19 protein-coding genes, 1 pseudogene and 1 riboswitch are annotated in these 21,792 nt (G+C 38.4%); of the genes and pseudogenes, 18 read left to right on the top strand and 2 right to left on the bottom strand.

The window, feature by feature from the left end; translation table 11 throughout:
• The first annotated feature begins 66 nt into the window (after positions 1 to 66).
• The 5 genes from dnaG (at position 67) to RBL01_RS08010 (ending at position 7,209) form a co-directional block, all read left to right on the top strand.
• Positions 67 to 1,908: a DNA primase gene (dnaG, locus tag RBL01_RS08030; protein ID WP_072538623.1), complete on the top strand. Its 1,842-nt coding sequence runs from the start codon at positions 67 to 69 to the stop codon at positions 1,906 to 1,908.
• Positions 1,909 to 1,931: 23 nt separating this feature from the next.
• Entirely contained in the window at positions 1,932 to 3,041 is a 1,110-nt protein-coding gene (gene rpoD / locus RBL01_RS08025; protein ID WP_002289498.1) for an RNA polymerase sigma factor RpoD, read from the top strand.
• 219 nt (positions 3,042 to 3,260) lie between these two features.
• Positions 3,261 to 5,360 (top strand): cell division site-positioning protein MapZ family protein, encoded by a 2,100-nt coding sequence (locus tag RBL01_RS08020; protein ID WP_033606461.1) that lies wholly within the window; start codon positions 3,261 to 3,263, stop codon positions 5,358 to 5,360.
• Between the two features lie 407 nt (positions 5,361 to 5,767).
• Complete coding sequence (locus RBL01_RS08015) at positions 5,768 to 6,631, top strand: virulence factor B family protein (RefSeq protein ID WP_002290060.1); 864 nt, start codon at positions 5,768 to 5,770, stop codon at positions 6,629 to 6,631.
• A 104-nt stretch (positions 6,632 to 6,735) separates the two neighbouring features.
• The gene (locus tag RBL01_RS08010) at positions 6,736 to 7,209 is read left to right on the top strand and encodes a Fur family transcriptional regulator (RefSeq protein WP_002294385.1); all 474 of its coding nucleotides are present in this window, start codon (positions 6,736 to 6,738) and stop codon (positions 7,207 to 7,209) included.
• A gap of 100 nt (positions 7,210 to 7,309) precedes the next feature.
• Here the strand turns inward: RBL01_RS08010 and RBL01_RS08005 are convergent.
• Positions 7,310 to 8,600 (bottom strand): annotated as a pseudogene (locus RBL01_RS08005) (ISL3-like element IS1251 family transposase).
• A 209-nt stretch (positions 8,601 to 8,809) separates the two neighbouring features.
• Here RBL01_RS08005 and xerD point away from each other — a divergent pair.
• The 9 genes from xerD (at position 8,810) to RBL01_RS07960 (ending at position 17,438) form a co-directional block, all read left to right on the top strand.
• On the top strand, positions 8,810 to 9,697 hold the full coding sequence (gene xerD, locus RBL01_RS08000) for a site-specific tyrosine recombinase XerD (RefSeq protein WP_002294386.1): 888 nt from the start codon (positions 8,810 to 8,812) through the stop codon (positions 9,695 to 9,697).
• An 18-nt stretch (positions 9,698 to 9,715) separates the two neighbouring features.
• Entirely contained in the window at positions 9,716 to 10,087 is a 372-nt protein-coding gene (locus tag RBL01_RS07995) for a GNAT family N-acetyltransferase (protein WP_002298147.1), read from the top strand.
• Positions 10,084 to 10,854, top strand: a complete 771-nt coding sequence (locus RBL01_RS07990) for a segregation/condensation protein A (protein WP_307781037.1) — start codon at positions 10,084 to 10,086, stop codon at positions 10,852 to 10,854. Before RBL01_RS07995 ends, RBL01_RS07990 begins: the two co-directional genes overlap by 4 nt.
• Positions 10,838 to 11,407, top strand: a complete 570-nt coding sequence (gene scpB, locus RBL01_RS07985; RefSeq protein WP_002327120.1) for an SMC-Scp complex subunit ScpB — start codon at positions 10,838 to 10,840, stop codon at positions 11,405 to 11,407. The genes RBL01_RS07990 and scpB overlap by 17 nt, the downstream gene beginning before the upstream one ends.
• Before the next feature lie 5 nt (positions 11,408 to 11,412).
• Complete coding sequence (locus RBL01_RS07980; protein ID WP_002294391.1) at positions 11,413 to 12,129, top strand: pseudouridine synthase; 717 nt, start codon at positions 11,413 to 11,415, stop codon at positions 12,127 to 12,129.
• A gap of 81 nt (positions 12,130 to 12,210) precedes the next feature.
• Positions 12,211 to 12,335: riboswitch (FMN riboswitch) on the top strand.
• 122 nt (positions 12,336 to 12,457) lie between these two features.
• Positions 12,458 to 13,069 carry an ECF transporter S component gene (locus RBL01_RS07975; protein WP_002294393.1) on the top strand — a complete coding sequence of 204 codons (612 nt, stop codon included), beginning with the start codon at positions 12,458 to 12,460 and terminating at the stop codon, positions 13,067 to 13,069.
• Positions 13,070 to 13,446: 377 nt separating this feature from the next.
• The gene (locus RBL01_RS07970; RefSeq protein ID WP_002327119.1) at positions 13,447 to 14,970 is read left to right on the top strand and encodes a YfcC family protein; all 1,524 of its coding nucleotides are present in this window, start codon (positions 13,447 to 13,449) and stop codon (positions 14,968 to 14,970) included.
• A 236-nt stretch (positions 14,971 to 15,206) separates the two neighbouring features.
• On the top strand, positions 15,207 to 16,547 hold the full coding sequence (locus RBL01_RS07965) for a M20 family metallopeptidase (protein ID WP_307781036.1): 1,341 nt from the start codon (positions 15,207 to 15,209) through the stop codon (positions 16,545 to 16,547).
• 153 nt (positions 16,548 to 16,700) lie between these two features.
• A complete protein-coding gene (locus RBL01_RS07960) occupies positions 16,701 to 17,438 on the top strand; it encodes an alpha/beta hydrolase (protein WP_002319398.1) in 738 nt (245 codons plus the stop codon).
• Positions 17,439 to 17,602: 164 nt separating this feature from the next.
• On the opposite strand, the gene RBL01_RS07955 is transcribed toward RBL01_RS07960, so the two are convergent.
• Positions 17,603 to 17,824 carry a ferredoxin gene (locus tag RBL01_RS07955; RefSeq protein WP_002319399.1) on the bottom strand — a complete coding sequence of 74 codons (222 nt, stop codon included), beginning with the start codon at positions 17,822 to 17,824 and terminating at the stop codon, positions 17,603 to 17,605.
• A gap of 30 nt (positions 17,825 to 17,854) precedes the next feature.
• Here RBL01_RS07955 and RBL01_RS07950 point away from each other — a divergent pair, with 30 nt between their 5' ends.
• From RBL01_RS07950 to cmk, 4 genes are all read left to right on the top strand, one after another.
• Positions 17,855 to 18,886 (top strand): helix-turn-helix domain-containing protein, encoded by a 1,032-nt coding sequence (locus RBL01_RS07950; RefSeq protein ID WP_002327117.1) that lies wholly within the window; start codon positions 17,855 to 17,857, stop codon positions 18,884 to 18,886.
• On the top strand, positions 18,873 to 20,276 hold the full coding sequence (locus tag RBL01_RS07945; RefSeq protein WP_002311164.1) for a RecQ family ATP-dependent DNA helicase: 1,404 nt from the start codon (positions 18,873 to 18,875) through the stop codon (positions 20,274 to 20,276). The genes RBL01_RS07950 and RBL01_RS07945 overlap by 14 nt, the downstream gene beginning before the upstream one ends.
• 65 nt (positions 20,277 to 20,341) lie before the next feature.
• Entirely contained in the window at positions 20,342 to 20,977 is a 636-nt protein-coding gene (locus tag RBL01_RS07940) for an SAG1386/EF1546 family surface-associated protein (protein WP_002294404.1), read from the top strand.
• Positions 20,978 to 21,025: 48 nt separating this feature from the next.
• Positions 21,026 to 21,706, top strand: coding sequence for a (d)CMP kinase (gene cmk, locus RBL01_RS07935; protein WP_002294405.1), 681 nt, complete (start codon positions 21,026 to 21,028; stop codon positions 21,704 to 21,706).
• The last annotated feature ends 86 nt before the right edge of the window (positions 21,707 to 21,792 follow it).

Here is a 21,792-nt window from a genome sequence, read left to right as displayed (position 1 = left end):
CCGGTTATTCTCCTGAAATATCTTCTGTTAAACCCAAAAGATATCAATAGAGCAGGGGGTGAAAAAATGGCTCAACGGATTCCTCAAGAGGTTATCGAAACAGTACGCAGTCAAACGAATATCGTTGAGGTGATTGGACAATATGTCCAGTTGAAAAAGTCTGGTAAAAATTACTTGGGGCTGTGCCCTTTTCATGAAGAACGTACACCGTCTTTTTCTGTTGCAGAAGACAAGCAGATTTTTCATTGCTTTGGTTGTGGTAAGGGCGGAAACGTGTTTACTTTTCTTCAAGAACTAGAAGGTCTAAGTTTTCCAGAAGCAGTGGTAAAAGTGGCAGACTTCGAACAGATACCGTTAGAAGATCAATGGCGTCAGCGTACTATAGCTGTCCAAAATCCTGAATCTGCTACGGGGAAACTGATTGCTGCTCATGAAAAAGCAGCGGAAATCTATCATCACATGCTATTGCATACAAAAGCTGGACAGCCAGCTTTAGAATATTTGCAAAGTCGTGGGTTGTCTTTAGAATTAATTGAAGAATTCAACATAGGTTTTGCACCTAATGAGCGTTCTTTTCTTCAGCAAGTATTCAAGAATGAATCAATTTCAAATGAATTGTTAGAACGCTCTGGATTGTTTGTCACGCATGATGATGGCCGTAAGTCTGATCGTTTTTATCAAAGAGTGATGTTTCCACTTCGTAATTCTCAAGGCCAGACGATCGGTTTTTCAGGACGCTGGCTTGCACCTGAAAAAGGGCAGGAAAAAGATCAGCCCAAATACTTGAATAGTCCAGAAACAGAACTGTTCAATAAAAGACAAGTTTTATTTAATCTTGATAAAGCAAGAAGCGATATCCGGAAAAACGGAGAAATTTTGTTGTTCGAAGGCTTTATGGATGTGATTGCTGCATGGCAGGCTGGTATCAAAACTGGATTAGCTTCTATGGGGACAAGTCTAACAGCTCAACAGATCCAACAAATGGAAAAGCTGACGAAAGAATTGGTCTTTTGCTATGACGGAGACAACGCAGGTTTTGAAGCAACCAATCGAGGGATTGAATTGCTTCGGCAAAACAGTCGATTAGCACTTTCTGTCGTAGTCGTTCCAGAAAAGCTTGATCCTGATGAATATCTCCGTAAGTATGGAGAAGCATCTTTCCAAGAATTAGTGGCTCATGGGCGCGAAACAGTCTTTACTTTTAAATCACGTTATTTAAAACAAGGGAAAAATTTAGATAATGAAAAAGACAAGATCGAATACCTCGAAGAATTACTAGTTGAACTTAGCCGAGTTGTTTCACCAATCGAACAAGATATGTATCTATCTCAACTGTCAACAGAGTTTCAGATCGGCAGAGAGACGATACAAAAACAACTGCGCGATCTTCGAAGGACAAATCAGCAAAATCGTCAAGAACCTCAGGAAAGTCAACACACTCAGGTTACGAGACAAGAAACTGCACGGAAAAAGAGACCTTTGACGCAAGTAGAAAAGGCAGAGCAGATTCTATTATATCGTGCATTTAAAGAAGTTTCTGTCCGTAATATTTTAAAAGAACGAGAATTTCAGTTTATTCATGATGCATATGCAGAAGTTTATTTTTTATTCGATGCATATGTCTCACAACATTATGAATTCAACCTTGCAGAGTTTTTAGACTTTTTGCAAGATGAAAATTTAAGGCGGTTGGTGGTGGAAATCGAATATTTACCGGTGGCAGAAGAAAGTTCGCCACGAGAAATCCAAGACTTGCTAGATGTGATCAGCAAATCTGGCTTAGCTGATGAAATAACATTAAAAAAACAAATGCAGCAAGAAGCCAGACGAACTGGAAACAAACAGCTTGAGCTTGAATTGACGATTGAAATCATCAATTTAACGAAACAGTTAAAACAAGCCAAATAGCTACTCAAGGGGGGCCTTCTTTTATGGCAAATGGAACAGATAAAAAAACGTATGAAGCAGCAGTAGCAGCTTTCATCAAAGAAAACAAACCCAAACGACAAGTTGTATATGATGATTTATCCAATCAGCTTGCTACACCATTCACTTTGAATGCAGATGAAATGGACAAATTGATCCAAAAGATTGAAGACGCAGGTATCAGTGTGGTGGATGAAAATGGTGATCCATCAATTCACAGCTTGAAGAGTGCTGAGAAAAAAGCTGAACAAGCAAAAACAGAAGATCTATCTGCGCCAACCGGTGTAAAAATCAATGACCCGGTTCGTATGTATCTGAAAGAAATTGGCCGTGTCTCCCTTTTAACTGCGGAAGAAGAAGTAGCGTTAGCATTGAAAATCGAAGAAGGCGACCAAGAAGCGAAACAGCGTCTGGCAGAAGCAAACCTTCGTTTAGTAGTAAGTATCGCTAAACGTTATGTAGGACGAGGCATGCAGTTCCTTGACTTGATCCAAGAAGGAAACATGGGACTGATGAAGGCAGTTGAAAAATTTGACTACCGCAAAGGATTTAAGTTTTCAACCTATGCTACATGGTGGATTCGTCAAGCCATCACTCGAGCAATCGCTGACCAAGCACGTACGATCCGTATTCCAGTTCATATGGTTGAAACAATTAATAAATTGATACGTATCCAACGTCAATTGCTGCAAGACCTTGGAAGAGAACCTACGCCAGAAGAAATCGGTGCGGAAATGGATCTTCCAACAGAAAAAGTCCGAGAAATCTTGAAAATCGCGCAAGAACCTGTTTCCCTTGAAACGCCAATCGGTGAAGAAGATGACTCTCACTTAGGTGATTTCATAGAAGACCAGGAAGCAACAAGTCCAGCAGAACACGCAGCTTATGAGTTACTAAAAGAACAATTGGAAGATGTACTAGATACATTGACTGACCGGGAGGAAAATGTCCTTCGCTTACGTTTTGGTTTAGATGATGGCCGGACGAGAACATTGGAAGAAGTAGGGAAAGTATTTGGTGTTACTCGGGAACGTATTCGTCAGATCGAGGCTAAAGCATTAAGAAAATTGCGCCATCCTTCTCGTTCAAAACAATTAAAAGATTTCTTAGAATAAGCGTGGACTATTGACCAGAAGAGAAATCAGTAAAACTGTTTGGTTTATTTTAAAAGAAAAAAAGCTTGAGACTACGCAGTCTCAAGCTTTTTTTTCTATAGGAAGGAAATTCATTCATTATTTTTAAGTAAATCCTAAAAATAAGCTATTGGCGTGACGTATAGAATATGATAGATTAAATGGTAGCGTAAACCTAGTAAAGGAGCCGATCGCTAAGTGATGAAAAAATGTCCAAATTGCGGATCGAAAAAAATGGAGCAGAATACTATCTGTCCAGACTGCGGTCATCAAATAACTGCAGAAGATCAGCAAATAAAAGAATCAATTGAAGAAACAAATACAGATGCAACTATGCAGGATGAATCAACTGAAGATGCAGTCTTTACTGATACAGAATTAAACGATCCAATCGAATGGTCGGAATTGAAAGATTTACCTCTAGAATCTGTAATGGAATTATTCGAAAAAGCAGAACCAGAAGACGAAGAACCACCTGCTCACGATCAAGTAACTAATATAGAGAAAAATGAACAGAAGAAAGCAACTGTTCATGAGACTTCGGAAGAATCAGGAAAGAATCAAGAAGAAACGCTTGAATCAAAACAAAAAAGAAGAGTAGCTGAACTGAAAGAAATCGTCGATAATGAGGAAGAAAATTCGATACTATCCGCTTATATCAAAGCACATCGTGAAGATACAAAAGAAGAGCACGCGAAAGAGCTGCTCAAAATGATCAGTGAAAAAATTGCACAGGAAAACAAAGTAGAGCCAGAAAAGGAACAAGAAACTGAAATAGACTCTGATAGAGAAAACGCCACAGGTAAAGAAACAGTAAAAATAAAAGACGTAAAAACGGATATCCCAGAAAAAACTGAAGTATTTACTGAAAAACAATTAGAAGAGGAAAAAACGAATAAGCTGCCGGAAGCAGAGAAAAAAGAAATACTCGAAAACACAGACAAAAAGTCAACAGAGCCCGATGAAATAAATAGTGAATCCGATGCTGAAAATCAATCTGTAAGCAAAGAGGGTACTGCTCTTGAAGCAAAAATAGAAAAAGAAGAGAACCAGCCTAAGCTGTTTGAAGCAGAAGCAAAATCAATAACAATCGTGCCAGATACTGAAAAAACACATCAAGAATCAAACTTAGAAAAAACAGATCTAGATAAAGCGCAAAAGAAAAAATCAAAAAAAGTACCTTATCTCGTTTTAGCAGCAGTACTTCTACTCGGTGGAGGAAGCTGGGCTTATTATGACCATCATCAAAAAGTAGAAGCCGAAGTAGCTGCGGAAGCAAAAAGACAGCAACAAATGGAAGAGCTTCGTGGGGCACTTGCTTCATTTTATACGGATGATCACCATCAATTCATTCGTTCAGGCATGATCCATCAAGATTTATCAAAACTAAAAAATGATTTATCCAGTCTTAAGAATGAAAAAGGATATTCAGAGTTAGAAACAACTTACCAAGATATCCAATCTAAGATCCGAGATATCCAAAAAGTGAATGAGTGGTTCATAGCACCTGCCATCGTCGATGATCATCTAGCAGATGACATCAAGTTGAAAGCAGATAAAGAGATCCAAGCAATCGAAACGGATAACACAGATTTTGGAAAATTGATTCAACAAGCACAAACAGAAGCTAAAAATCAATATGCTGAATTGCAAACAGCTAAAGAAAAAACAGCTATAGTCTTTAAAGACGGAAAAGTAGTGGATTCAGCAACACGCGACCAATACAAGACGGCAAAAGAAGCAGTTGAAAAGGTGAAAAATACAGATCTATCTGCTCAGTTGAATGAACAATTGAAACAAGTAGATAAGATGCTCACTGATAAAGAGAAAAAAGAAGAAGAGGAAAAGAAAAAAGCAGAAGAAGCGAAAAAAGCAGCTGAAGAACAAGCAAAACAAGCGGCTCAAGCAGCAGCTGCCGCTCAAGCCGCTCAACAAGCTGCGGTCGCACTAGCAGCACAGCAAGAAGCTGCTTCAGCGACTCCTCCCTCTTCAAACTCAGCGAATCAGCCAATCAAATCAGCCAGAGCAAGTGATATTGCCGATGCGTCTAATCCTGCGTGGACTTGGGCACCAGGTGTCCAAAGCAAAGTAATTGCTACATGTATCCAACGTGGATATATCGTTGAAGGAGGTTACAGATTAGAAAAAGCCAGAATCGAAAATGGGGAAGGCTATTATAATCTATATGCCACTTCAACAAAATCTGCATTGATGAAAGGCATTGGAGAAAGTGCTTTGCCATTTTACATCGTAACCATCAACTGTAAAACTGGATGGTTCGGAGGAAATGGGAGCAATTAATTTTAGGCAAATGAAAGAGGCTGTGAGCCTGCCGTTTAATTCTGAGTCACAAGGAACAATTTCAAAAAACAGCTTCTCATAGTTTATGACTGACTATTGTGAATTGTGAGTCAGAGTTGGCAAGAGAACACCGTTTAAGAAAGAGATTGTAAAATCAGCATTTTATTCTGAGTATTAGAGAAAAAAACAGGAAAATCAGCTTCTCATATTTTCCCGCTTTTTGATCTAGTACCGAAGACTAACTGATTGAATACCGCTTGCTCGAAAAAGGGGAATGTGACACAATTTTTGTCATACTCCCTTTTTCATTTCCCTTAAGCAAGGGTCAGCTATTCAATCAGAAAACATTATGTTATGATAGCAAAGAAATGTATTAAGAAAACCTTTCACTATAGAGGGAGAAAAAAATGAACGATTTATTAGCAACTATATTTACAGGTATTATTATTGATGAAAATGAAAAAAACTACTTTGTCCAAAAAAACGGACAAACCTTTGGCTTAAGCAAATCAGAAGGTGAACACAAAATCGGTGAAGCAGTTGAAGGATTCGGTTACCAAAATCAAAAACATGAAAATCGGATCACTACACAAATTCCTAAAAGCCGTATCGGTCATTACGCTTTTGGAATCGTTACTGCTACACGAAAAGATTTAGGTGCGTTTGTCGATATCGGTCTTCCAGATAAAGACTTTGTCGTATCTCTTGATGAATTGCCGACAATGACAGAGCTATGGCCTAAAAAAGGGGATCGCTTGATGATTTCCCTTAGAGTTGATGCAAAAGACCGTATTTGGGGCAGTTTAGCAGATGAAAAAATATTCAAATCTTTAAGCAAATATGGAACAGAAGAAATGAAAAACAAAGATGTGATAGGAACAGCATACCGCTTGAAATTAACAGGTACGTACGTTTTAACGGAAGATTTCTATCTTGGGTTTATCCATCCTTCTGAACGATATAATGAACCTCGTCTAGGCGAGCAGATAAAAGGTCGAGTGATTGGTGTCCGACCAGACGGTGTACTGAATCTTTCATTGAAGCCAAGAGCATATGAAGCTATATCAGATGATGCACAAATGATTTTAACCATTTTAGAACGTTCTGCAGATCAGCAAATCAACTTTACAGATAAATCGGATCCAGAAGAAATCATGAAAGCTTTTGGTATCAGCAAAGGAGCATTTAAGCGCGCATTAGGTAATCTTTTGAAACAAGGATTGATTACACAAGAAAACGGTGTGACAAAACTAGTCAAAAAATCTAATTGAGAATCCCTTGCATGTTTTTCTTAACTAGCTTATAATAATTTTAATTAACATAGTGTTATATCTTTTTTTATTTGTAATTATTATAAATTGTTGGGGTTGAGTAAATGGTCATGAATGCTATTTCGGCGATGAAAAAAACAAAACAGCAGCTACATGAAGCGGGGTTTAAGCTGACACCGCAAAGAGAAGCTACTCTGCTTGTGCTTTTGGAAAATGAGAAAGAGCATTTATCTGCAGAAGAAATCTTCTTTTTAGTGAAAAAAAAGAGTCCGGAAATTGGACTTGCTACTGTTTATCGAACCCTTGAAATCTTGACAGAATTGAAAATTGTCGATAAAGTAAGTTTTAATGATGGATTAGCCCGTTATGATTTGAGAAAAGAAGGCGCCAAACATTTCCATCATCATTTACTATGCTTGAACTGCGGCACGATCGAGGAAGTAGAAGAGGATCTTTTACTTGAAGTGGAGCAAGTAGTAGAAGAACGTTATCATTTTTTAGTAAAAGATCATCGGCTGACGTTCCATGGAATCTGTCAGGAATGCTATGAAAAAGAAAAAAGAAACCAGTCCGTCTGAGTGTCTAGACGGCTTTTTCTGGCTCTTTGTCAAATGATGTTGGTAAAGAGAAATCTTAGAATAATTGGAGATCAAGTGGATCAGTTCCTCTTGATCTTTTTTAGTTGAAAATCAATGCGTTGCCATGACGAATCATGATGCGCAATTTGAAATTATAAAAGCTACGAAAGCCATATGCATTTCGTTTTAACACTTTGATATGGTTGTTCAGACATTCAAGTGGGCCATTTGAATAACTTTGTTGTAAAGCATTTTTGATTTGTGGCAGAAATTTCTGGAACGTTCTCAAGGTCGTCTGATAGCCTTCGGGAAGCATGATATTATTGGTAAGTAGTTCTTCAAACGATACGTAGTCTCGTTCCTTTACAGCGTAAAGAAAGTCTTGATATAACTGATAGCCTACACGCAAAGCAGGGCTCCCTTTCAGTAAGCGATCCACAATATCGGTCTCTGTTAAATGAGCTTTGAAGCCAGGTCGCCAAAGGCGTCGAGTATAATCAAGCTTGCGTTCATCTTTTTGAAGAAGTTTCCAGTATCTTTTTAATTGCTTACCTAATTGATAGTGTTTTTGTTCTTTGCTTTTTAATAGTTGGTTCGTTTCTTTGATTCGATGATTGCGAAAGGTACGACCAATATGTTGGACGATGTGAAACCGGTCAATAATCAGCTGTGCTTTTGGAAACAGCTTTTTAACGAGCGATACATAAGGAGCGTACATATCAATCACGATCCATTCGACCGCTTCACGAATTTCTCGTGAAAAATGACTAAAATAACGTTTTAAAAAAGGCAGTTGTCGGTTCTCGACAATGTCCAATAAGCGCTGTGTTTGTCCATCCATCATGATGAAACTCATAGCACCTGAAACACCCCGAACTGATTTGAATTCATCAAAACAAAGTACCTTAGGTAACGGTGTCCGAAAAGGATTCAACGGACGATAAAATCGCTTCATAATACGGTAAACAGAAGAGACCGATAGATTTTTCTGAGCGGCGATCTCTGTCATTGAGGTATTTTTTCAGACGAGTCACGACAGACCAGCGGACTTTCTCACTGATGAAACAATGTTTTTTCGCAACAGAAGTATCTGCGACAAAGGTCCGCTGACAAGCTTTGCATTTGAAGCGTTGCTTTTTCAATTCGAGGTAGGTACGGTATTCAGAAACATCGTTCATTAACAACCGGACGGTTGTTGTACCCCAACGCACAATATCTGAAGCAATCTGGTGTTTACAGTGGATGCATTCTTGGGCTGTATAAATCAAGTTTCCACGATAAATATGACAGATTTGCCCTTTGTATTTTTCTTTTGTGAGACAATTTTCGTTAAAAGTAACTGATAAGTCTAGAATATCTAATGTTTCTTTGATAAGGTGAGTGTAAGACATCTTGATTCCTCCTTTTGGGTTGGTTCGCCAAATTAATTCTAAAGGATTTCAAGGTGTCTTTTCTATATGTTTTGGAAAATAAAAAAGATGCTGGTGTCATCCACCAACATCAAAAAGTATAGAGCCCTTTTTCTTTGCTCAGATTATGGAAAAAGACTATCAGAATGAAGCGGTATCTGATATGATAGAGAGGCATGAGGGGGATTATTATGAAAGAGCAAATCAACGATTATCTCCACTACTTGAATATTGAACGGGGATTGTCCGCCAATACACGACAAAGCTATGAACGTGATTTGGAACAGTACTTGCATTTTCTACAGGAGCAGAAAATTGCTTCATGGCAGGATGTCGATCGCTTTTTAGTCATCCGTTTTCTGGAGAAGTTGCATGAAGAAAAAAAAGCGACAGCAACTGTTACTCGGATGATCTCAAGTCTCAGAAGATTCCATCAGTTTTTACGGCAAGAGCGTATCACTGATCATGATCCGATGCAACATATCGATACGCCGAAGAAAGCACAGAAATTACCAAGTACATTGACTCTGACAGAAGTAGAAAAGCTGATTGAAGCACCTGATACGACAAAAACGTTAGGGATAAGAGATCGTGCAATCTTGGAAGTCATGTATGCTACTGGGATGCGCGTCAGTGAATTGATTGGATTGAAATTGGGAGATCTTCATCTTTCTCTTGGACTGGTACAGACAGTTGGAAAAGGAGATAAAGAGCGGATCATTCCTTTAGGTGATTATGCGATCCAATGGCTGGAACGCTACTTAGACGAAGCACGTCCATTACTTGTAAAGGACGCATCTGAAATGCATGTATTTGTCAATAATCATGGGAAAGGTCTTTCTCGGCAAGGAATCTGGAAAAATCTGAAGCAGCTAGTACGAGAGGCTGGGATTTACAAAGAAGTAACACCACATACGCTGCGACATAGCTTTGCCACACATCTGCTAGAAAATGGAGCTGATTTGCGGACAGTACAGGAATTGTTAGGTCACGCGGATATCTCTACGACTCAGATTTATACACATATCACGAAGAAAAGAATGACGGATGTTTATAAGCAGCATTTTCCAAGGGCTTAGTCATAGGAAGGTGAGAAGATGTTAACACATTACCGGAAAGAAAACCGTAAAATTGCTATGGGACTATTGAGTTTCCATAAGAAACTGACAGGTAAAACTTCTTTGTTGAAGGAGATTGATACGTACGAATCTGAAGACGATTATGAACTTTTTTTCTTTACGCCAGAAGGTTCAACCAACATTCAAGGGATTATTGGTGTTTACTGGGCAACGAACGATCAGCTGATCATCCATGACATTTCTTTGAATCCGTCTTATCGCGGTGAGAATATGGGCTTTCAAATGTTAGATGAATTACAGGAAAAGTACCCGGATGTCTCCATCCGTGCAACTGAAATCACAGAGCCTTACATTGGAAAATGGCTAGCAAAGAAAAAGAAGAAAGAGTGAATGAGTTGACGGAGATCAATATTAAATTAGATGTATTCGAGGGTCCTCTCGATCTGCTGCTTCATCTGATTCAGCAAATGGAAATCGATATATATGATATACCGATCGCTACGATCACGGAGCAATATATGAATTATATCCATACAATGAAAACACTAGAACTAGCTGTTGCAGGAGAATACTTAGTGATGGCTGCTACATTGATGGCAATCAAAAGCAAGACATTGCTTCCTGTCCAAGAATTCATCATAGATGATGAAGAATTATGGGAAGAAGATCCTCGAGAAGAATTGGTCACTCAGCTTTTAGAATACCGTAAATATAAATATGCAGCTGAAAGACTGACAGAAAAAGCAGAGGAACGAAGTCTTTATTACACAAAAGAACCTATGAACATCGATGGGTTAGCGGATGTTGAAAAGCCATTGAAGCGAGGACAAGTCAAAAAAATCGATTTGATCCGTGCCATGCAGAAAATCTTAGAACGTAAGAAATTTTCTCAAAAAGTGGAAAAAACGATCACGCCCGATGACACAACGATCGAAGAACGAATGGTATTTATCGAAGAGCATATAAAAAGAAATGCGCATGGCTGTACTTTCGATTCTTTTTTTGAGTCACCTTCTAAAAGTGAAGTTGTCACTACTTTTATGGCTTTGCTAGAATTGATGAAAAAAGGGCAGATCATTGCGCAACAAAAAGAAAACTATGAATCAATTATGCTTTATCCAGCAGTAGGAGATACCGAACATGACGAAATTAAGTGAACTTGAAGCCCTTCTTTTTATTGTTGGCGAGGAAGGGATCAGTAATGAAGAATTAAGCGGACTGTTAAATCTCAGTGAAGTAGAAGTCACAAGTTTAGTGAAAGAATTAAAAGAATCTTACACTCAAAACTCGCACTCAGCTTTGCATATTTTTGAAACAGAAAGCCATTATGTATTAACGACTAAAAAAGAGCTGGCTCCCTTACTTAAGCGATATGCGCAAGGGACATCAAACACATTATCTCAAGCCGCTGTCGAAACCTTAGCAATCATCGCTTATAAACAGCCAATCACAAGAGCTGAAATCGAGCAGATTCGAGGAGTTCAGGTTTCAGGAGCGGTACAGCGTCTGGCTGCCCATAAACTGATTGAAGAAAAAGGTAGAGTAGAAGGACCAGGTCGGCCGATATTATATGGAACAACTGGCTACTTCTTAGATTATTTTGGTTTAAAATCATTAGAAGAACTGCCTGATACACAAGAAATGGAAATTTCACTTGAAGAAGACGTGTCACCAGATCTATTCTTTGATGGAATGAATAAAGGAGAATAATTGTAATGGAGAGATTACAGAAAGTAATTGCCCACGCTGGCATCACTTCTCGTCGAAAAGCAGAAGAATTCATCCTTGCAGGACGTGTAAAAGTAAACGGACAAGTTGTAAGGGAATTAGGGATAAAAGTTGGGAAACATGACACTGTGGAAGTGGATGAAGTCCCAATTTATCAAGAAGAATACGGTTATTATTTATTGTACAAACCTAAAGGAGTTATTTCTGCTGTTGCAGATGACAAAGGAAGAAAAGTTGTTACGGATCTTTTGCCGATGGTAAAAGAACGTATCTATCCTGTAGGTCGACTGGATTACGATACTTCGGGGATCTTGCTACTGACAAATGATGGAGATTTTGCTCAGCGCCTGACACATCCAAAACATGAAGTGGATAAAGTTTACGTTGCAAAGGTAAAAGGGATCGCTACAAAATCGATGCTTGCACCTTTGACAAAAGGAATAAAGATCGAAGGACGAAAAACATCTCCAGCTAAATTCCAAATTTTATCAGTGGATCCTAAGACAAACCACAGTATCGTGGAATTGACGATCCACGAAGGACGTAATCATCAAGTGAAAAATATGCTTCAAGCAGTTGGTCTTCCTGTGCAAAAACTAAAACGTGAAAAATACGGAGATCTGACTTTACAAGGCCTACGTCCTGGGGATTACCGTGAACTGAACAAAAAAGAAGTCAGCAGTTTGCTGAACCACTCAAAATGAACACTTACTTTTTATAAGTGTTAGATGTTGCGTTTTTTGAATAGATATGTATAATGAATATGTAAACAAAAATTATATAAGGTTCGTCTTCAGGGGCAGGGTGAAATTCCCGACCGGTGGTTATAGTCCACGACCTATTTTGCAAAAAATAGCTGAATCGGTGAAATTCCGATACCGACAGTATAGTCTGGATAAAGAAGATAGAGCTTATTTGACGACGCTTGATCAAATAACTCTAACTCTATTTTCCCTGGAAAATAGAGTTTTTTCATTTGGAGAGAAACGTCAAAAAGTTCGCTGAAGAGGAGTCCTAACAGGAGGATTTCAAATGAAGAACACCCGTGTACAGAAAATGGTTGCAGTAGCGATGTTTGCTGCGATCGCATTAGTTTTACAGTATTTTGCTTTTCCGATCATGCCGGCTTTTAGTTTTTTGAAGATCGATTTTAGTGATATCCCGGTATTGATCAGCATGTTCTTATTCGGTCCAGCGGCCGGAGTTGCAACAGCGTTCTTGCGTTCAGTATTACATCTGCTGACTACAGGTTTTTCTCCGGATAATTTGGTAGGAGACACTGCTAGTTTCTTATCAACAACGATCTTTACATTCCCGATTTATTATTTCTTTAGTGTAAAGAAACAGCATAAAGGAAGAAACAAATTTTTAGGTGTCATTACAGGAACCATCGCTCTAACTATTTTTATGAGTATCGCAAATTATTTCGTTATTACGCCTCTTTACTTAATGTTTTTAGGACTGAACGCAACACAGATGCTGGGCATGTCTTTAGCAAACTATGTACTGATTGGGATCGTTCCTTTCAACTTGATCAAAGGATTCATCGTGAGTGCTGTCTTTTTAGTGCTGCATGCGCAACTTCTTCCATGGTTAAGTCGAAAACAACATCAGTTCGAACAACGTCATACAGCAGTCAAATAAATATCAAAAAGATCAAGAAATTTCTTGGTCTTTTTTTTTGGAAAAAAATACAAGATATGCAATAATGTAAACGTTTTATTTGTTTGTTTTGAGTATTTTTTTGATTTATGCATAAAAATCAATCAATTCTTTACAAATGTGAAATTCTTCTCCTTTTAAAAGACGAAAATGTTTGTTTATAAAAAAAAGGAAACGCTACAATGAAAAAGAAGAAAGCTTTAAAAACCTGTAAAAAGAGGAGGGAATAGGGAAAAACGAACTTTTTGAACAAAAGTTTTACAAAATGCGTGTTATTATTTTTGTTCTGATACTCTTTTTGATAAAATAACATTAGAGCCAAAATTGTTGTCTCTAACGGAAAAGAAAGGAAGAAGAAGATGGAACAAACAAAAAAGAAAAAATTTCAAATGCCTTCAGCGTATACGGTCTTATTTATTATTATTGCAGTAATCGCTGTACTTACTTGGTTTATACCAGCTGGGCACTATAGTGTAGACGATGCAGGCAACATCGTCGCTGGATCATATGAACGAGTACAACAAAATCCTCAAGGGCTGTGGGATATTTTCATGGCGCCAATCAATGGGATGCTAGGTGTACCAGCGGGGGAGCTAACTAAAGAAACACCTGCTGCAATCCCAATCTCTTTCTTCATTTTGGTTGTTGGTGGATTTTTAGGTATTATCAACAAAACAGGGGCACTAGATGCCGGGATTGCTTCAGTTGTGAAGAAATTCAAAGGAAAAGAAAAAATGCTTATTCCAGTATTGATGCTGTTATTTGCATTAGGCGGCTCTACTTACGGAATGGCAGAAGAAACGATTCCATTCTATGCTTTACTGATCCCAGTCATGATGGCTGTAGGCTTTGATACAGTAGTAGCTGTAGCAATCGTATTAGTAGGGTCTCAAGTAGGCTGTCTAGCTTCAACGGTAAATCCTTTTGCAACAGGCGTAGCTTCACAAGCTGTTGGGATTTCGATGGGTGAAGGTATTGGTCTTCGATTCTTGATGTTCGTTATTTTGTTAGCTATTTCTATTGTATATGTGTATCGTTATGCATCAAAGATCGAAAAAGATCCAACAAAATCATTAGTATACAACCAACGTAAAGAAGATATGAAGCATTTCGATATTGAAGCAATCGGTCGTCAAGAAGTAATCACGAAAAAACAAAAACATGTTAATATATTGTTCTTTATTACTTTTGGTATCATGATCATCAGTTTGATTCCTTGGACAACCTTGAATGCGAATTTCACGATTTTTGAATCATTGACAAACTGGTTAACAAACCTTCCGGTACTAGGTACGGTTCTAGGTAAAAGCATGCTTCCATTAGGTGACTGGTACTTCCCAGAAATTACTATGTTATTCTTAGTAATGTCCATCGTAGTAGCAATCACTTATGGCATGAAAGAGTCTGAATTTGTCTCTGAATTTTTAGCTGGTGCTTCTGATTTGATCGGTGTAGCAATCGTAGTAGCTGTTGCTCGTGGTATCCAAGTGGTTATGAACAATGGATTAATCACAGACACCATCTTACATTGGGGCGAACAAGGATTAAGTTCATTATCTTCAAGTGTATTCATCATTATTACATTTATTTTCTATATCCCTATGTCATTCTTGATTCCTTCAACTTCCGGCTTAGCTGCTGCAACAATGGGAATCATGGGACCTATGGGTGAATTTGCCGGCGTCGGTAAGGATTTAGTAATCACTGCTTATCAATCTGCATCTGGTTTAGTAAACTTAATTACACCAACATCTGCTATCGTAATGGGTGCTGTAGCAATTGCTCGTTTCGATGTTTCAGTGTGGTGGAAATTTACCGGTAAATTAATTGCGATATTATTTGTAGCCATCTGTGTGATCCTAGGTGTAGCAGCAATGTTCTAAACCTAGACAAATACAGGTACAAGGTCTATCATAAGAATGAAGAAACCGATAAACGGCTATCGATAAGCACGTGGACAAGTCAATAGCTCCATTCAGTGAGTGTTTTTTCTTTCATCATTTGTTAAGAACATTCTGCTTGCTGATGGAGCAGGCTTAAAACGTCATTATTTGAGAAGAAGAGGTTGTGTCGGAGGAATTTGACATGACCCTTTTTAACATATTAGGAGGATAATATCATGAAAAAATTTGTGACAGAACAACATCATGAACAAGCATTAGAATCATTGAGCGAATTGATCCGAATTCCTTCCGTACTAGATGAAGCAGATTCAGGACAAGGACATCCCTTCGGTAAAAAAGTGATTGAAGCTTTGGATAAAGTATTGGAAATCAGTGAAAAGCTAGGATTTAGAACATTTAAAGATCCAGAAGGCTATTACGGTTATTCAGAGATTGGCTCTGGAGATGAATTATTCGGTATCTTGTGTCATATGGACGTTGTTCCAGCAGGGGACGAAAATAATTGGGAAACAAAACCATTCGATCCAACTATAAAAGACGGCTGGTTAGTTGGTCGCGGATCCCAAGATGACAAAGGTCCTTCTATTGCGGCAATGTATGCCGTCAAAGCTTTGATTGATGCTGGCGTGGAATTCAAGACACGTATTCGTTTTATCTTTGGTACAGATGAAGAAAATTTATGGCGTTGTTTAGAAAAATATAACGAAAAAGAAGAAGGAATTACGCAAGGATTTGCGCCAGATGCTGAATTTCCTTTAATTTATGCAGAAAAAGGCTTATTGCAAGCTTACTTGACAGGACCAGGAACGAACGAGTTTTCTGTAAAAGCTGGAGGAGCGTTGAATGTTGTTCCTGATGCAGCTCCTTACTCTGGAGAAAAGCTTTCTGAAGTAAAAGAAGCATTGAAAAAACACGAATTCGATTTCGAAGAACAAGGTGAAGGCATCGTCGTTCTTGGTAAAAGTATCCACGCGAAAGATGCAGCACAAGGAGTGAATGCTATTTCTCGTCTGGCAATTGCTCTTTCAGAAGTATTCGATTTTGGCCCAATCAATTTCTTAGGAAAATTAGTTCAAGAAAATGCAACTGGTGAAGCTGTCGTGGGCAAAACAGAAGATGAACAATCCGGCGAGCTAACGATGAACTTTGCAAGTTTGGAAATCACACCAGAACAAACAAAAATCGGTGTAGATATGAGAATCCCTGTTACATTCAAGAAAGATGATTTAGTAGCTAAATTAACTAAAACAGCAGAAAAATATGGGTTGACTTATGAAGAATTTGACTTCCTTGATTCATTATACGTGCCACTAGACAGTGAGTTAGTGAAAAATCTATTGGGGACATATCGCGATATTACTGAAGACATGACTGAACCGTTTGTATCAGGCGGCGCTACTTTTGCTCGTACGATGAACCAGTGTGTGGCATTCGGTGCGATGTTCCCTGATACTCCTGACTTTATGCACCAGGCGAATGAACGATGGGAATTAAGTAGTATGTATAAAGCAATGGAAATTTATGCAGAAGCTGTGTATCGTTTATGTGCTAAATAAAAATAAACATACAAAAAGGGCGGATATTCAAATGGATATTCCGTCTTTTTTTATTTGATGCTGGAAAGTTTGCATTTCTCTCTTATTTTTTTTAAGGTATAATCATACTTGATTAAGAAAAAGGGGTCACTCAGATAGAAAAGGTGGGAGAAAGTGAAAATATTTAGACGAATACTAATTGGCTTAGTCATCATTTTAGGATTACTTGGTGGAGCCGGTTATTACTATATACAGCAAAATACGTACGAACCATCGTCAGAAGCGCAAGTGTTGGTAAAAGAAGGAAAAAACAAAGAAGATTACTTATTTTTTGAAGGAGAGAAAAAGAATCATGGAAAGTCTCCATTACTTATTTTTTATCCTGGTGCTCTCGTAGAGCCAGAAAGTTATAGTATTTGGGCGCAAGATTTAGCAAAAAACGGCTTTTCAGTCGCTATTGTCAAAATGCCACTTGATCTAGCAGTGATGGGCGGAAACAAAGCGGATAAGGTCAAAGAAGATTTTCCAAATTCCGATTATGTAATCGGTGGCCATTCATTCGGTGGCGTAATGGCAAGTCGTTATGTCAATAAGAATCATTCAGACAAACATTTAAAAGGGGTATTCTTCATGGCAAGTTATCCCGACAAAAAAGGAACATTGACAGAATCAGCTGTTCCTGTTTTATCGATCACGGCGACAAAAGATAAAGTATTGAATCAGGAAGCTTATCAAGAAGCTAAGCAGTATTTACCGGAAAGAACAGAGTATGTATCAATCAATGGCGGAAATCATGGAGGTTTTGGCAGCTATGGTGAGCAAAAAGGAGATGGAGAGGCAGAAATTTCTAACGCAGACCAGCAAACTGTGATCGTCAATACATTGGAAAACTGGCTGAAAAAGTTGAAATAATATAAATGGGTCCTATAGGGTCCGTGAAAAAACTAGTCAATTAACTATAGATAGCAAATGAATCTTTCAAAATAAGTCGGGATTTCACGGAACAAGAGAAACAGATCCCGGCTTATTTTCAAGTTTAGAGAACTTAGTGTACGTTTTTAAAGTTTCGTTTATATTTATATTTTATTTTCTAATAAAATCGCTCGAACTGGACATTTTTGATACGCTTTTTTTACATATGTTTCTTCTTCCGGAATCACGAACTGTTGATGAGCCTCTGGTTCTTGGGCAAATAAAACGATTCCTTCTTCATCATAATCGAAAATATCTGGCGCTTCGATTTGACAAAGACCGCATGCAATACAGCGTTCAGGTACAAGTTTACATAGTAGTGACATTTCTAACCATCCTAACTTAAGGAGAATAATATGATTGTTTTTATTTTATCGCTATTTTCATCAGGACACAAGCTGCGGATTAGTTCTCTTTACCAACTCCTTGTGGGAAAACGAACGACTTCAGTACTTATTTATGGATTTACTCACGAACTTTTGTTTATCCATAACAGTTTTCCAGAATTGAAGCAGGATAAGTTTTATCAAATTTTGCAAAAAATTGCGCAGCAAGGTTGGATCGAAATAAATGAAAATGAAGCAAAGCTAACGCCTGCAGGGGCTGATATGTTGTCCGAACATCAAATAGAACATACTGGTTTGCGTTTTGACCGCTATGGCAGAACTGGGGAAACTAGTTGGCGGCTCATTAAATTTGCTGTTCAAGTAATTTCTAATCTGGCAACGGGTATTCAAGACTATCTTCCAGCAGAGACAAGTCCTTTTTATACTTTTCAACTAAAAAAATGGCTTAGTGAAAGCCAATTGCCACGTGAAATTTTGATTGATACTGCGTATGAGAGTTTGGTGCAGCTGTTTTCGGAGATACCAGAAGAAGCAGCAGATTTTTTAGCTAACCAATTATCTGGAAATGAGCGAACAGGGCTGCTTCCTTATCAGCTGGCAAAAAACAATGATGAGTCAGCGGTTTATCTGCAACAAAGCAGATGTATCCACCTTTTGTTAGCACAAATCGAAAAACGGCCAGATTCGCTTTGGCACGCTTTGATCGATTCATTATTACAGCAAAATTTCAATCAAAGCATGATGATCACCAAGCAGATGTTTATGAATGGTCAGACAATTGACCAGATCATGGCAATCCGTCATTTAAAAAGAGGAACAGTAACAGATCATCTTATTGAGTGGGCCTTGTTTTTTGATGATTTTCCATACGAGCGGATTCTCTCTGCAGAAACAATCGGACATTTGGAACCAAATAAGGATTCCGTGCGAGAGTGGCGCTTTAGCGAATGGAATGTAGATGGACAATTAGATTATGGAGAATTTCGTTTGTATCAAATCTATCTATTGAGAAAGGAAGCGATACAGAATGTTAATAAATGAATTAAAAAAATATTTTGGATTTGATTCATTTCGACCCGGCCAAGAAGAAATTATTCAGGCGTTGCTTGATGGAGAAGATACTCTCGCTATTTTGCCTACAGGAACGGGAAAAAGCCTTTGCTATCAATTGACGGGTTATTTAATGGAAGGTCTGGTCATCATCGTGTCACCGCTGCTTTCCCTAATGGAAGATCAAGTGACGCAATTACAAAAACGAGGGGAGAAACGAGTAGCTGCTTTCAATAGTTTACTTTCGCAATCTGAAAGAAGATACGTCCTCCGTCATCTATCGCAATATAAATTTTTGTTTTTGAGTCCCGAAATGTTGACTAATCCTTCTCTTTTAGAGCATCTGAAAAAACAAAATATTGCGTTATATGTAGTAGATGAGGCTCATTGCGTGTCTCAATGGGGAGTTGATTTCCGTCCAGAATATCAACAGTTAGGAAAAATCCGAAAGCTTTTAGGAAACCCGGTCACACTGGCACTAACGGCGACAGCAACAGATTTAGTAGCAAGAGATATACGTCATGTACTATTTGATCGACCACCAAAAGAGATCAGACAATCAGTCAATCGGCAAAATATCTCGCTTTTTGTTCGGAAAACGCAGCAAAAAGAACAAGAACTTGAACACTTCATGGAAAGAGCACAAGGAGCGGCAATCATTTATTGTGCAACAAAAAAAGAAGTCGAACGCTTGTATCATTTATTCAGGGAACGTTTTACAGTTGGATACTATCACGGTGGTCTTGATGCAGCTCAAAGAAGACAACTTCAACAGCAGTTTGTAAAAAATCAGCTGCAGTTTCTCATTGCTACGAATGCATTTGGTATGGGGATCGATAAATCTGATATCCGTTATGTGGTCCATTATGATTTGCCAGACAGTCTAGAAAACTATGTACAAGAAATCGGTCGAGCAGGCAGAGATCAGGAAGAAAGTGCAGCAATTCTTTTTTATCAAAGTGGGGATGAACGTATCCATTATTTCTTTAATCAACTTTCTAGAGAACAGCGACAAAGTTTTGAGCTTTATTTGGAATATGCCACAGAGCAAGCTCCCTTTGATGAGCTGCAAAAAAAATGGATGGAGCTGATCCAGCAGTCTGAAAAACCAGAAAATTGGGTGGAACGGCTCAAACGTCAGGAAAAAGAAAAAGAATTCCGCCTGCAGCAGATGCTTCGCTATATTAATGAAGAAAACTGCCGCAGAAAATTCATCTTAGCTTATTTTGGCGAAAAACTCTCCGAAAAGCCGCAGAATTGTTGTGATATTGATGGAGCAAAAGCAGAACTTCTGCCAAAGAGGAAGCTTTTTTCTAAGACTGAACAACTTCATTGGGAAACGATTTTACTAAATTTATTTAAAAAAAACATGGAACATTGATTTTTTAGGACAAGACACTTTTTCCTATGGTATAATACACACGATAGAGTTTAGGAGGTAAAACAGTGAGCAGAAAAGATAGACATCAATCTACAGAAAATAACGAAACACAAGAACCATGGGAACAACCAATCTACGATACAGATGATGAAGTTTCATCAAGAAGTTCTCAGAGACAACAAAAGAAAGGAAATACATTATTTCTTTCGCTATTTTTGATTTTACTGGTCTTATGTATCGCTATTCCAGCAGGTGCTTATTTCTGGATCAGAAATGGATCAAGCAACAATGCAACAGCAGCAACTTCTTCTGAAACTTCGACATCAGTAGTAGAAAGTTCTACAAGTACAACAAAAGAGGAGTCAACTGAGACTTCAACAGTAGAATCTAGTACAATCGCGGAAGAATCTACTGTGTCTCAAGATACAGGTGTAACGTCAGAAAGCAGTATTGCAGCAGAGACAACACCGACTTCCTCAAGTGAGGCAACTTATCAAGCAGGGGATTCAAGCAGCAATGCAGCAGAAACAACACCTTCTTCATCAGCTGCAGCCGGTTCAACAACGACTGTTCAAGCAGGCGAAGGTCCAAAACAAGTGGCTGAGCGTGCAGGGATCACCACTGATCAATTGTTTGAATTGAATGGCTTAGATCCAAACAACTTTATGCTTTACCCTGGTCAAGAATTAAGAATTAAATAATAATAGCCGCGCTTTGCGGCTTTTTTTTTGAGAAAAAGGAGTTATATCATGACACAAATCAGTATTGCAATCGACGGGCCTGCTTCATCTGGGAAAAGTACCGTTGCCAAGATATTAGCAAAAGAATTGAATTATATTTATACAGATACCGGTGCCATGTATCGCGCAGTAACTTATTTAGCTATTACGAACAATGTATCTTTTTCAGATGAAGAAGGGCTAGTTTCGCTGATCAAAAAGTATCCTATCTCTTTTTCGCAACAAGAAGATGGACAGCATGTATTCATAGCATCAAAAGATGTGACATTAGAAATCCGTCAACCAGATGTCACAAAAGCTGTTTCTGAAGTCTCTGCACATGGAAAAGTCAGAGAAGAATTAGTTGCTATCCAACGAAAAATAGGGGAACGCGGTGGCGTTGTCATGGACGGAAGAGACATCGGGACAGCTGTATTACCGAATGCAGAAGTGAAAATCTTTTTAGTAGCAAGCGTAAGTGAGCGTGCAGAAAGACGTTTCAAAGAGAACCAAGAAAAAGGAATTCCGACTGATCTTGAAACACTGACGAAAGAGATACAGGAAAGAGACCATTATGATTCAACAAGGGACGTCTCTCCGCTGAAGCAAGCAGAGGATGCTGTTCGTATCGATACGACTGGCAAATCGATTCCAGAAGTCGTTGCAGCAATAAAAGCTGTTGTTTTGAAAAAAGGTTATCTTCTTTTTTAAATCGCGAATTGTAAAATTAAGTTAGAAAAATAAAAAGGCATTTATGGTACACTCAAATTGTATTTCCGACGAAAGAAAACAAAGGA

Origin of the sequence: Enterococcus sp. SB12 (assembly GCF_030910025.2) — a bacterium.
Lineage (GTDB): Bacteria > Bacillota > Bacilli > Lactobacillales > Enterococcaceae > Enterococcus_B > Enterococcus_B faecium.
This window is presented reverse-complemented; position numbering and strand designations above follow the sequence as displayed.

Coding starts and splice junctions, on each gene's coding strand:
- dnaG (WP_072538623.1), top strand. CDS start 67: ATGGCTCAACGGATTCCTCAAGAGGTTATCGAAACAGTACGCAGTCAA.
- rpoD (WP_002289498.1), top strand. CDS start 1,932: ATGGCAAATGGAACAGATAAAAAAACGTATGAAGCAGCAGTAGCAGCT.
- RBL01_RS08020 (WP_033606461.1), top strand. CDS start 3,261: ATGAAAAAATGTCCAAATTGCGGATCGAAAAAAATGGAGCAGAATACT.
- RBL01_RS08015 (WP_002290060.1), top strand. CDS start 5,768: ATGAACGATTTATTAGCAACTATATTTACAGGTATTATTATTGATGAA.
- RBL01_RS08010 (WP_002294385.1), top strand. CDS start 6,736: ATGGTCATGAATGCTATTTCGGCGATGAAAAAAACAAAACAGCAGCTA.
- xerD (WP_002294386.1), top strand. CDS start 8,810: ATGAAAGAGCAAATCAACGATTATCTCCACTACTTGAATATTGAACGG.
- RBL01_RS07995 (WP_002298147.1), top strand. CDS start 9,716: ATGTTAACACATTACCGGAAAGAAAACCGTAAAATTGCTATGGGACTA.
- scpB (WP_002327120.1), top strand. CDS start 10,838: ATGACGAAATTAAGTGAACTTGAAGCCCTTCTTTTTATTGTTGGCGAG.
- RBL01_RS07980 (WP_002294391.1), top strand. CDS start 11,413: ATGGAGAGATTACAGAAAGTAATTGCCCACGCTGGCATCACTTCTCGT.
- RBL01_RS07975 (WP_002294393.1), top strand. CDS start 12,458: ATGAAGAACACCCGTGTACAGAAAATGGTTGCAGTAGCGATGTTTGCT.
- RBL01_RS07970 (WP_002327119.1), top strand. CDS start 13,447: ATGGAACAAACAAAAAAGAAAAAATTTCAAATGCCTTCAGCGTATACG.
- RBL01_RS07965 (WP_307781036.1), top strand. CDS start 15,207: ATGAAAAAATTTGTGACAGAACAACATCATGAACAAGCATTAGAATCA.
- RBL01_RS07955 (WP_002319399.1), bottom strand. CDS start 17,824: ATGTCACTACTATGTAAACTTGTACCTGAACGCTGTATTGCATGCGGT.
- RBL01_RS07950 (WP_002327117.1), top strand. CDS start 17,855: ATGATTGTTTTTATTTTATCGCTATTTTCATCAGGACACAAGCTGCGG.
- RBL01_RS07945 (WP_002311164.1), top strand. CDS start 18,873: ATGTTAATAAATGAATTAAAAAAATATTTTGGATTTGATTCATTTCGA.
- cmk (WP_002294405.1), top strand. CDS start 21,026: ATGACACAAATCAGTATTGCAATCGACGGGCCTGCTTCATCTGGGAAA.